The following is a 12123-nucleotide window of genomic DNA, read 5'->3' as shown; positions in this document are numbered from 1 at the left end:
TCATTTGCTTATGCTGTCTCGCTTACTCATCCTACAATGCCTGTTTTGGCTAAGCAGTGTTCAGGCTATCGAACACCTGGCTCCATATGCCACGCGCTGGGATACCACCAAGGGGCTGACGCATAACAGTGTTTACGACATCGAAAGAGATGCATTTGGCCGACTTTGGCTGGCCACCCCCGGCGGGGTGAGCATAGTCGACGGGCTCGGTGTAATCCAACTCAAAAAAAGCGCCCAAAAAGACAAGGGCATTCGCTTTAATCCCATTACCCAAATTCATGCCCGCGATGACTTCATCTGGGTGCTGGGCCTGGGGGGGATCGAGTTAATTGAACCCAAAAGCCTCCGGGCACACCCCTTTCCGGATCCCAACAAACTACTGCAGCGTGTCACTAACATGATTTTTGTTAGCGAGACCAAGGCCTATGCCGTGGCCAATCGGCAACTGCTCGAAATAAACCTACGCACTTATGAACTGACGATTATTTCCAGCGCGCTTTACCAAGGCGCGCAGGTAAACTCATTTGCGCACTATGACCAAGCCCATATTTTGCTTATGACATCGAGCGGTCTGGTGCTTTATAACTGGCAAACGGACAAACACCGGCTGTTCAATTTAGAGAACCTGGCCCGTGGCAAAGAAGATATTCGCGCCATTTGGGTCGACTTCAGCAATCAACATGTGTGGCTCAGTATTTTCAACAAGGGCCTGTTTGTCTACGACCAGCAAAACCGCCTTAAAAAGCATCTGCGCGTACAAAATAATACCCTGCCCTCGAATATGATTTCGAATCTGCAGGTTAGGGAGGAACAAGTGTATGCGGTCACTAAACGTGGCGTGGTCATTATCGACCGATACCGGGCCATACCCAAGCAGGTGGTCTTACCCACCAGCCTTAATAACAGCTACCGCAACTCGGAAATGGCACTGGCTGCCGACATCGGCGACAACAACGAGCTGTTTATCGGCACCAACAACGGCTTTTATCATGTCTCTCCTACGGCCTATGAATTTCATGCACTGAGCGAGCAAGCACCTGATTTTAAAGGGCCCATCCTCACGCAATTTATCGATCAGGATGAATTAGTCATCCTAACCCAAAGCCAACAACACAGATTTTCTCCAGCGCAGGGCTGGCAGACCTTGCCGCATAGACTCGACACCGCAAATCTGCGTTTTATCAGTGATCACACCACCGCGGTGAAAAACTTCCATGATCTTGCCCTGTTTAATGGCTTAGACTATACCTCGCACCCCATTCATGGGCGCCCGGATCCACAAGCGCCCATCACCTATCTAGCCTATCTTAAAGACGCCGATATCTATGTGGTGGTCGATGATAAATACCTGCACCTGGCCCAATTTGATAATGCGGCGCTGCAAGTAATGCGCAGCTTCCCCCTGGAGCTCGCCTCTGTAATCGATACGGCCTATGCCCATGGCAAGCTCTATATCTCCAGTCAGCGTCATGGTGTTATGGAACTGGCGCATGAGCAACTGGCCCAAAACCAGCCAGCCCGGTTGCACACCATCGACGGTGCTCAGGCCGTGACCAGTCTGTTTTTAGACTCCTCAGCTCGGCTGTGGATCACCACCCTAGACGAAGGAATCTTTACCCTGGATACGAGGGCAGGGACAGGCAGTATGACGCGCTTGCCACTTCCCAGTGATGGGTTCATTCCCTCTGCCAGTTGCGTGGTTGAGGACAGCCAGCAGCGGATATGGATAAGCTCTCGCCATGGTGTGAGCGTCTATCACAGTCAAGATAAAACGCTGCACAGCTATACTGGCGCGCAAGGGTTAGGGGCTATTCCCATCACCGACTTTTGTGGCCGCCTGGATCGGTTTATCTATTTCGCCAATAACTCAGAGTTGCTGCTGGTCGACCCAGAGCGCTTAGGTAGCCACAGCAAGCCAACCTCAATCACCTTTACGGATTTGTCCATTGACGGCCAATCGACACCGCTTAGCGAGGGGATCCGCATTACCGACCCGAGTGTAATCGAGTTTTCCATGAGTGCCAGCTTGCCCCATGATGAGAGCGGCCAATTACTTTATCGATTAATTGGCCAAAACTCGCAGGCATCGCAATGGCTGCCCAGTCGTTCTCGCTATATCACCTTGATCAAACCCAAGCCCGGCCAGTATCGCATCCAGGCCAAGGTGCTCGGCTATGACTCGGTAGAAAAAGCCTTTATCCAATCAAGCTTTGAGGTTAAACCGCCTTTTTACCTGCTGCCCTCCATGATTGCCCTGTATATCGGCCTCGCCTTCGCCCTGGTTGCGCTGGGCTTTGTGGTTAAATTGCGTTTAAAAAATGCCGAGCTGGCGCTTTCTCGCCATAAGCATCAGGAGCAAGAGTCGTATGCCAAGCGGCTGGCGCAGGAAGTAGCAGCGAAAACAGAGCTTTATAAAGAACAACAACAACTTGCGGTGAAAGCCAACCTGGATAAGACCCGTTTTATTGCCTCCGCCAGCCATGATTTGCGTGCCCCCTTGAACGCCATTCGCTTAAAGCTGCTCAATACCTTGCCTGCGGACAGCTCCAATAGCGATGCGATAATCAATGAAATTACACTGTTAGATCAATTGGTTGATTCTATCGTCAGCATCTCTAAATTTGACGCTAAGATGGTCAAGCCAACAATAAGCGAAGTAAACCTATGCGCCCTGGTTGCAGAGAGTGTGAGTCGCTTTTCCCATCTTGCACAAAAAAGGTCACAGCAACTGACCTTCACCACGGCGCATTCCGAGGCCTGGGTGCAAACCGATCCCTTTTTATTGGCACGGGTGATAAATAATCTCGTGGATAACGCCATCAAAAACACCCCGGAAAAAGGCAATATAGAGCTGCGACTAGCAACGCAGGAGCAGACCTATACCTTGGCTATCATAGATTCGGGTAAAGGCATCAACGAGGCGATTAAGGACAAGGTCTTCAACAGTTTTTTCCGAGGCACCGAAAGCTATGCGGGCAGCGGCCTGGGGCTGACCATAGTGCAGCAAATCTGTCAGATACTCACGCTTAATATAGAACTGGACTCCAGCGCACAGGGGTGTACCTTCACTCTCACTCTGCCTAAAAGCACTAAGCGAGTAACGACACAACAAGCCCCCTCGGTCACAAGAAACGTTTTGATAATTGATGATGAGCCAACCTACGCCAATGAAGTGGCCGCCATGGTCACAAAGCGTGGCTTTGCACCGAGTGTGTTTTTAAGCGCTGGACAAGCGCTGTGTTACCCTGGGCCCAAGCCGGAAATGATTATTTGCGATTATCATCTTGATAACGGGGCCTTGGGGACAGAGGTCGCAGGCCAGATAGCAGCGCGCTTTGCGCTGCATAAAAGCCACATCATTATCATGTCGGAAGACATCCGCATAAGAGAGCAAATAAGACTTAACTTTGGTTATCGCTTTTTAAACAAACCAATTAAATACAGCCGCCTGTCATGGCTTATCCAACAGCTGGGAGATGCACAGAACAATGAATAAGATCCTCATCGCCGATGATCATCCGCTTTTTTTAGCCGGCCTAAAAGGTGCGCTCTTAAACCGATTGGAAAATACCTATATCGAGCACGCCGATAGCTACCTGGCTCTGTTTTCAAAGCTGCAAGAAGATGATGGCGAACTGGACTTGCTGATCATGGACTTAAACATGCCAGGAGCGACCGGTGCCAGTGGCATCTATTTCCTGCGGCAAACCTATCCAGAGCTGCCCATTGTCGTTCTCAGTGCCCATGATAGTCAGGATACTCGCCAGGAATGCTTGCAAGCCGGCGCGTCAGAGTTTTTATCGAAATCGGTGGATATTAACGAGCTAGTTAGCAGCCTTACGCGCATCTTTGCCGGTGAATATCAATTCCCGACAGCTGTCGGCGTCACTCCCTTACCCAGCGCACAGCAACGGCATTATGAGTTACTGGCAAGCCTGACCCCTTCGCAATTCAAGGTCCTGCACCTCATGGCCAATGGCGATGCCAATAAGCAAATTGCATCCACACTCAATATCTCTGAGAAAACGGTCAAGAATCATATTTCTGCCATTTTCGCTAAACTCGGGGTCAGTAATCGCACGCAAGCCAGTAAGATATTTATCGAGCAAGAAGGCCGCTAACATTAGGACATCTGCATTTAAGATCGCAACCGTCCTATTTAACGGTTATTAACGGCGCGTCCACACCAGCGGTTTAACCTAGCCCTTAGCGCATCGCGACTTGGCCTGCGCTATGGCCTGAGCACACTCGGATGAAAGTGGCATGGGCTTAAATGGGCTTACATTAGCGCCCCCTGTGTTGCCCGTTGGCAATAAACCGATGGCGGTTTTGCTCAGGGCGCCAACAAGACGTAAAACCTGCCCCGCCACCTCGGGGTAGACCTTGTGTTGCCAACCCCACACCAGCATCCGCCAATGGGTGTAGGTATGCCAATAGGTGGACTCCTGCCCTAGCACATGGGCATTCTCCAAATGCTTAAACTCTTGCGTCCTGAAGGCTAGCCGGCGGGCTCTGCGCGCCTGTGCCAACTCACGCAGGATGGAAAAACGAATTGCTTGGGTAAAGTTCATGCTGTGCTCCTGTGGTAAGAATTTCACCAGCATAAACCTTAGTGTTCACTCCAAGGCAAGGGTTTTGTGGACTCAATGTGCAGCAGCCTGAAGACAAGAAGCCTGAGCAAGGGAAACAGGCAGCAAGGGCTTGCTGCCTCGGTCATTCAGAGATTAGGGCATTAACAATTTAATGCGCTGTGTAAGGTGTCGAGGTGGTTAACCAAATCCAGCCCCAGGTCGGTCAGGTAGCCGCCATCCGGGCTATCGGTAATCCCCTTATCATAAAGGCGCCGCGCCGCATCGCGCATGGCCTCATCGGCATCACTATGCACCTTAATACCCTGCATATGACTGGCGCGAGGAAACTTAGCCAGCAACTCCATCTCGTCTACCATGGCTTGATTTATACGCATATTATTTTCCTTTGTTGCTTTTATTATCACGCTTGTATTAATGCTAGACGATGCAACAAATTTTGCCCTGCGGCAAATCATATTTTCGTATTTCAATATAAGCCACGGGCTTGATTGCCCGCATCCCGCTTGCTGATTCATCGGCACCCAGCCCCGCTTTATCGCATCCGACTGTTGGCAACTGGGCACCGCTGTTAGTCTCAGTAAAAATGAGGAGATAACGATGAAAAAACTTTTCCCGGCGCTGTGCGCCACCTTGCTAGTGAGTGCCTGCAACAGCACTCCCGAGCCCTTGCAGGCCGATGTGCTTATTTCCCAAGTGGATATTATCGATGTGCGAACCGGTAACATTGATGCCGATCGGCAGGTAGCAATCCGCGGCGATCAAATCATCTGGGTAGGCGAAGACGCCGAGCATATTAATGCCACCACCCAGCTCGATGGCACGGACCAATATATTATGCCGGGCCTTTGGGATATGCATGTGCACTTTGGTGGCGGCGACAAACTGATTGAGGAAAACCGGGACTTGTTACCACTTTACCTCGCCCATGGTGTGACCGCGGTGCGCGATGCCGCCGCCGATCTGAGCGATTCGGTGTTAACCTGGCGTGCGGCAATAAACAACGATGAACTGCTCGGGCCAACCCTGTTTACCTCGGGACCCAAGTTAGAGGGCAAAGACTCGATTTGGGCCGGCGACCTTGAAGTGGAAACCGAGGCGGAAATGAATGCAGCCCTGGATCAACTTGAGGCCATGAATGTCGACTTTATTAAGATCACCGACAGTGCCCTGACCCCCGAACTCTACCTGAAGGCGGTAGAGGAAGTGAAAAAACGCGGCCTGCCGATCAGTGGTCATATTCCCTTTGCGCTCTCGGTCACCGATGTGTCTAAAGCCGGGCTTGACGGTATTGAACACATGCCATACCTGCTTAAGGCCGGTGCTCGTAATGAAGCGGAGATCTCCGCTAAGGTCCGCAGTGGCGAGCTAGGCTATTGGAGTGCCCTGCCCATCATTCGCGCCAATTTTGATGAGCAAACAGCACTAAGCAAATATCGCGTCCTAGCCGAAAACGAAACCGCCGTGGTGCCTACCCTGATAGGCAGCCAGATTATCGCCTTTATCGACGAAGACGATCACCTGAATGACCCGGAGCTCGATTTACTTGGCCCAGGCCTTAAAGCCACCTACAGTTGGCGAGTGGAGCGTGCCGCGCAAAAGGCCGCCGCCGATGCCAATGAGATCAGCGAGCGCAAAGCCCGCTATCGTGCTACCCGGGATCTGCTGCCGCTGCTCGACCAGGCCGGTGTGACCATCATGGCCGGCACGGACACGGGTTACCTAAATTCTTATATTTACCCGGGTAAGGCATTGCATGACGAGCTCGCCATTTATGTCGACGGAGGTCTCAGCCCGCTGCGCGCTTTGCAAAGTGCGATTCTTGCGGGACCAAAGTGGCTGGGCAAAGAGGCGGAATATGGTGCTGTGGAAGCGGGAAAAAAAGCCGATTTGCTGCTGCTTGGCAGCAACCCGCTTGAAGATATCAGTCATACCCGTGATATCCGCACCGTGATCAGCCGTGGCCAGGTCTACAACAGCGCCAGTCTACAAGCCATGCTCGATGCGGCGAAGGCCAAGGTTGCTAAAGCACAAGCTCAATAAGGGCTGCGGCGTTTAAACAACAAGCAATAAAAAAAGCCATCAACTCAATAAGCTGATGGCTTTACCAATGCCCAAAACATTGCTTTGAGCCCAGTGAATGCCTGCTGTTCAGGCATTCACTATCCTTGGCATTTGTTCACCTTAGTCCACGATATCCACATCAACCAGGCTACCTTTAACCGCACGCACTTGTTGCACTGTCACCATGTGCTTGCCAACAAAGGCTTTTGCGTAAGAGCTTCCGGAAATAGTACCGCCTTCTGCTACCGATACTTCATCAATATCCACTTCCGCACTGGCGCGCGTCATAAAGTGCGCTCTAATTTCATAATTTCCTGCATCCATATTCGGCAGAATAAAGTTAAAGTGATGAGCGGCCAGAGTATCTTGCATTAAGCCGATTTGTTCATCAGTAGTCGTACACTCAAGGGCCGCATCGATAGTGCCATCCGGGGTATCGACGTAACCTTCATCGCCAGGCATAAGGCCGTTTTCATCCATGCCACCGGTATAGTCGGTGCAAGTATCAAGCACACCGCCAAGGGTGGCATTGAGCTCTTGAATACGCTTAGATAACATCACGGCACCGGGCGCAGCATTAACCGATTCACCACCGCCCACAGGCGTTGCGGTGAGCAGTACCCAAGCGCTGCCATCGGCAATGGCTTTTGCCGCGCCGCCATCTTTACCTTTTAAAGAAGTATCCGTGGTCAGGCCAATTTCCGCAGACACACCCACCAAGAGTTCTTTATCTTGCGGAACCTTAATGGTAGTGACCAAATAGCCATCATTCGTTGCCATTACTTGAGCATCAGCTATCGCATCCGTGATTACGGCGACAGATACAAAGTTAACAGGGTTGTCATTCCAAGCAGCCGCAAATTTTGCCGATGCAGCACCGGCGGCATGAGCGGAAAAAGCAGAACTTGCGATGGATACGGCGAGTAGAAGAGTGTTTAATTTCATGTGAACTCCCTGGTTTGTAAACCATAGTTTTTGATTAATAACTGTGAGCCATAAAACTACTATGGGATCTTCAATATCTTGCTACTGCGGTACTCCACATAACCGTTCTGGTTAAAAATGTGGTCTAAACATTTTAGTCAATTTAAAGAGATTGCAAGTAAAAATTCATTCTTAAGGGTGAGAAAAACAAGGAATATAAAATTTTTTTTGATTTATCGGAAGTTACTTACTATCTTTTCAGATCTTTTTGAATTTCGAAGCGCCAAATGAGCTTTCAAGCGCCCTCCACCTAAAAAATTAACGCATTGTTATTTATCTGTTTTATTTTATCCCCTTCAAGGTCACTGATTCAGTTTGTTCAGGCAACAGAAAAGGAAAAATAAATTTATCGCTCTGCGTAATTTAATTTTTTAAACACCACCTATTTTATTAGCTTGCCCGATAAATTTACTGCTATTTCATTACCTAGCGAAACTTCAGCCCGCACCTGGTCTTGAGACAGCCCTACTGGCACAAACATTCACGCCAACCGGCTAAACAAGGGTTTTTATCCACTTCGACTCATTCCCATTAGCAAAGCCGCATTAAGCACCGCTTTGCGACACTTTTGTACAATTTTGGGTCTTGAGTTAACCACCAACTCTCCCTATGTTTGAGTGACTAGCAACCCAAAGTAATCGCTTTTTTCTCGGCCAATCACTGCCAGTTATAACGCCTTAAAAACAACGATTTCTAATAAAAATAAATAGGTTTTATAAACTATGCTCCGACTTATCGCTTGCTTCGCTGCCACCGCCTTGCTTATTTCCTGTAAATCCATCCCTGAAGACGCTTACTATGCACAGGAGCCAATCGATGTGGGATATTTTGGAAAGTTTGACTATTGGCAGCCCGCAGACAACACATTTAGACTCACCAACACAGCAAAAAAGGCCAGAAATAAGTTAGTAACCGATGGCTTAAGCGTGCTGATATTCGATTATGAGATAGATTCCAATGGTTACGCCCGCAACCTGCGCTTAGTCGAAACCCTTCCCGCGAACTTGATAACCCAGCAAGACTTACTAGACATGGACTATGCCTATCAATCTTGGCAACCAACCAAAGCAAATAACCAGCTTACGCCCGTGACGGTCCGGGAACGCATCATTACTCTGCCCAATGGTGATATCACCATGCCGGAAGATGAACAGAGCATTGAAGCGCGCGTCAAAGCGGTGATCGAGCACTTTAAACAGCGCCAGGATAAGGATAATGCTGCTTGATAGGTAGCCTGAAGGTTTAGATGAAAAGGTAGTTCACGCTTAAACACATAGAAGAAAATCATTCACGTCAGCAATCTACACTTGGAATGGTACTTGAGACTGAAGATAGGATTTCATTACTCTGCGAAATGAATATGTTAAAGCAAAAGTTATTTATTGTTTTCATTATAAATTTACTTTATTTAGTAGTAATAATGCCTATATTGCTTAAATTCAGTGAAATTTATGTTTTCTCGATTTTTTTAGTTGGCTACCTTTCAAATAAATATTTAACAACTCAAATTTGCCCAGTTTGTAAGCGCGAACTCGGCCTAGATTTTTTCTACGCAACCTTAAATGGCAAATGTAAGAGATGTGGATAACATATGGAGTCTCCAAAACTGACACCCACTCTAAATTTTGCTGCATGATGGAATGTTCATGAGTGCTCTCAGGTTTGTGATAAGAACACTAGGTGCATTGCTAGGAACCGCATTTATAATTCTGGGCATCTATTTATTAGTTGATATTAATAGTCGAGACTTTTTGTATTGTTTATCTCTGGTAAGCCTTGGCTTAATGTTTTTAATCTGGTCACTGAGCTCTAGATATCACCAAGGCACCAATAAGGAATAGGAGCTGTAACATTAACGTGAGTTCCCAGGCCAAGGGAAGCTGCCTGATTATTCTTGTTTAATCATCAGGCTCCTGTTCTCGACCGACTTGTCAGCATAAAAGGGATCGCTGCGGCGATAAATCCGCTGCCCATGGCTACCAGCCAGTCGTCTAAATGCAGGGATGACAGGTGTAGCAAGTCGGCCAAAGCCGGGACCTGAATCAGCAAAACACTGACAAGCATGGTTAAGACCACCAAGACCCGGGACGCCAAGGTGCGCAGCCTACTCAGAGTAATGGTAATACCGGCACTGACGCTGGTCAGCGCAACCAGGGCCATGGCTCTGGCATGCTCCACGTCTTCCATCGCCCCCAGGCTGCGGATATAGGCAAAGGTGATCAGCAAGGTAAAAACAACCCCACTGAACACAATGACGCCCCAGTGTCGCCGCGAGAAAAACCGGGCCGGCCCCTTGGCTTGAGCGGGGGCAAGGTGCGAGGTGTCGGCACTGTTTTGAAACACCAGCAAGGCCGTGGGATGAATGATCATCTCCAGCCAGACGATATGTATGGGCAGATAGAGCACGGGGTACCCAAGAAAAGGAATGACCGCGGCGGTCAAGACCAAGGGAATGTGGACCAGCAGCAGGTATTCAAAACTCAGGCGTAGATTGTTAAAGAGCTGGCGCCCCTCGGCGATCGCCTGCACTATGCTGCGAAAGTTATCGTCGAGTAAAATAATCGCCGCGGCCTCATGGACACTGCGGGTACCGCGCTCGCCCATGGCAATGCCGATATCCGCCGACTGAATGGCCGGCACGTCGTTTACCCCATCTCCCGTAACCGCCACTATATCGCCACCTTGCTTAAGGGCGCGCACCAGCGCCAGCTTTTGCGCGGGCACGGCGCGTGCGATAACATCAACCCCATCCAACACTCGGCTATCCTGGTTGGTTAGACTGCTTGCCAATGCTTCCCCTTCTATCACCCTGGGCTTCCCCTGATGCAGGCCTATTTCGCTGGCAATGGCCGTCGCCGTAGCAGGATGATCCCCTGTCACCATAATGACCCGAATTCCCGCTTGCTGGCAGATCTCCACGGCTTCTTTTACACCGTCGCGAAGCGGGTCTTCAAACGCCAGCAGCCCGGCCAACGTAAAACCCTGTTCGGGCTCCTGATCGCACTGGGCCTGGTCATCCAGCTCTTGCCAGGCGCAGGCGATCACCTTGTGCCCGCTTCCCGCCAGCTTTTCGACCTGATGTTGCCACCGCTCTAAATCAGTCTCACCAAGATCGCACAGCGCCAAAATGGTTTCCGGCGCGCCTTTGACCGCGATAAGTTTTGTTGTTCCCTCCCTAATCACCGCCGTCTCGCGCTTGCGATCTTCGGTAAAGGGAAAGGTATGTAATACAGCATGATCCAGTGGAGCACCTGATGCGAGGATAGCCTGATCCATAGGGTCGCCGCTGTCCGCTCGGGATGCATAGGCAGCAATCTGCAGCAGCCGTGTATCGTCCATGCCGCCGACCGCGTAGTGATGCGCGAGTTGCAGGCGCCCCTCGGTTAAGGTGCCCGTTTTATCCGTACAGATACAAGAAACCCGGCCTATGTTCTCTACCACAACGGCACGCCTCACCAAGGCCTGACGACGCGCCAGACGATACACTCCCACCCCGAGAAAGAAGGTGAGCACCACGGGAAACTCTTCCGGCAGCGCCGCTACGGCCAGGGTCAGCCCGCTCAGCAGCGCATCGATGAGGCCATGCCCTTGGTAAAGACGGGTTCCGGCCAAGAGCACACAAATAACACTGGCAATAATAAGCAGCACCTTAACCAGCTCGGCCACGGCCAACTGCAAGGGTGTGCGCTGATGACCGCCATGGATCACCGACTGAATAATTTCACCGTACAAGGTGCCTTTCCCGGTATGGGTTACCAGCATGCGGCCCGACCCGGTCAGTACACGGGTGCCGGCATATCCCCAGTGCGCCGCCGCAACCCGCTCGGTCGCCTTTAGCTTGTCCGGCTCTTGCAGTGCCAACTTATGTACCGGGAAGGCTTCCCCGGTCAAGGTTGACTCATCGACCTGAAGTTGCTGCACAAAAACAAAGACCCCGTCTGCGGGCAGCGAGTCGCCGGGGTCTAAAAGCACCAAGTCACCGGGTACCAGCTCCACGGAGGGAATAATTTGCTCTCCCGCCTGGCGCACAACCCGCGCCTGGGAAGCCAGACGACGCCCCAGGCTTTGGGTTGAGGCTTGAGTGCGCCGATGAAGGTAAGCATCCATGCCAAGAAAGGGTATCAGTGCCAGCAGCAAGATGCCGGCTTCGGTCAATTCGCCAGTGACAGCAAACAGGCCACTGGTGATCAGTAAAAACCACAACATAGGATCTTTAATGGTGTCGATAATCAAAGCCCTGAGGCCGCCGCTGACCTGCTCGGCAATGCGGTTATCGCCATAGCGCATGCGCCGTTGCGTTACTTCCTCACCATCGAGCCCAGAGCCGACTTTTTTCAAGTCATCCAGTCTCTCGGGAGGAATTGTGCGTTGCATAGCGGCGCTCTTGGCTCAGGTTCATAACCCACTAAATATAGGCCGCTTTATAAAGGGGCGATAGGGAAACATCAGCCCGGTTGGATGCTGCGCTATCGCAAAGGGATTGGGT

General features: G+C 50.7%; 8 protein-coding genes. 4 read left to right on the top strand and 4 right to left on the bottom strand.

Annotation, left to right across the window (positions count from 1 at the left end; all coding sequences use genetic code 11):
- Window positions 1-10: 10 nt before the first annotated feature.
- Together KD147_RS04705 and KD147_RS04700 are read left to right on the top strand one after the other, a co-directional pair.
- The gene (locus tag KD147_RS04705; protein WP_212547087.1) at window positions 11-3496 is read left to right on the top strand and encodes a hybrid sensor histidine kinase/response regulator; all 3486 of its coding nucleotides are present in this window, start codon (window positions 11-13) and stop codon (window positions 3494-3496) included.
- Window positions 3489-4121 carry a response regulator transcription factor gene (locus tag KD147_RS04700; RefSeq protein ID WP_158677979.1) on the top strand — a complete coding sequence of 211 codons (633 nt, stop codon included), beginning with the start codon at window positions 3489-3491 and terminating at the stop codon, window positions 4119-4121. Before KD147_RS04705 ends, KD147_RS04700 begins: the two co-directional genes overlap by 8 nt.
- A gap of 78 nt (window positions 4122-4199) precedes the next feature.
- Here the strand turns inward: KD147_RS04700 and KD147_RS04695 are convergent, their stop codons facing one another.
- Together KD147_RS04695 and KD147_RS04690 are read right to left on the bottom strand one after the other, a co-directional pair.
- Window positions 4200-4571 (bottom strand): DUF3703 domain-containing protein, encoded by a 372-nt coding sequence (locus tag KD147_RS04695; RefSeq protein WP_212547086.1) that lies wholly within the window; start codon window positions 4569-4571, stop codon window positions 4200-4202.
- A 161-nt stretch (window positions 4572-4732) separates the two neighbouring features.
- Window positions 4733-4966: a TIGR02647 family protein gene (locus KD147_RS04690; RefSeq protein ID WP_212547085.1), complete on the bottom strand. Its 234-nt coding sequence runs from the start codon at window positions 4964-4966 to the stop codon at window positions 4733-4735.
- 223 nt (window positions 4967-5189) lie between these two features.
- Here KD147_RS04690 and KD147_RS04685 point away from each other — a divergent pair, with 223 nt between their 5' ends.
- A complete protein-coding gene (locus tag KD147_RS04685; RefSeq protein WP_212547084.1) occupies window positions 5190-6632 on the top strand; it encodes an amidohydrolase family protein in 1443 nt (480 codons plus the stop codon).
- 141 nt (window positions 6633-6773) lie between these two features.
- Here the strand turns inward: KD147_RS04685 and KD147_RS04680 are convergent, their stop codons facing one another.
- The gene (locus tag KD147_RS04680; protein WP_212547083.1) at window positions 6774-7598 is read right to left on the bottom strand and encodes a hypothetical protein; all 825 of its coding nucleotides are present in this window, start codon (window positions 7596-7598) and stop codon (window positions 6774-6776) included.
- A 761-nt stretch (window positions 7599-8359) separates the two neighbouring features.
- Between KD147_RS04680 and KD147_RS04675 the strand changes: the two genes are divergently transcribed.
- Window positions 8360-8863, top strand: a complete 504-nt coding sequence (locus KD147_RS04675; protein WP_212547082.1) for a hypothetical protein — start codon at window positions 8360-8362, stop codon at window positions 8861-8863.
- 679 nt (window positions 8864-9542) lie between these two features.
- On the opposite strand, the gene KD147_RS04670 is transcribed toward KD147_RS04675, so the two are convergent.
- Window positions 9543-12011 (bottom strand): cation-translocating P-type ATPase, encoded by a 2469-nt coding sequence (locus KD147_RS04670; RefSeq protein WP_212547081.1) that lies wholly within the window; start codon window positions 12009-12011, stop codon window positions 9543-9545.
- Between the last annotated feature and the right edge of the window lie 112 nt (window positions 12012-12123).

This window comes from Pseudoalteromonas sp. BDTF-M6 (assembly GCF_018334135.1).
Classification (GTDB): Bacteria; Pseudomonadota; Gammaproteobacteria; order Enterobacterales; family Alteromonadaceae; genus Pseudoalteromonas.
The sequence above is the reverse complement of the archived record's forward strand: the minus strand, read 5'-3'. Positions and strand labels throughout refer to the sequence as shown.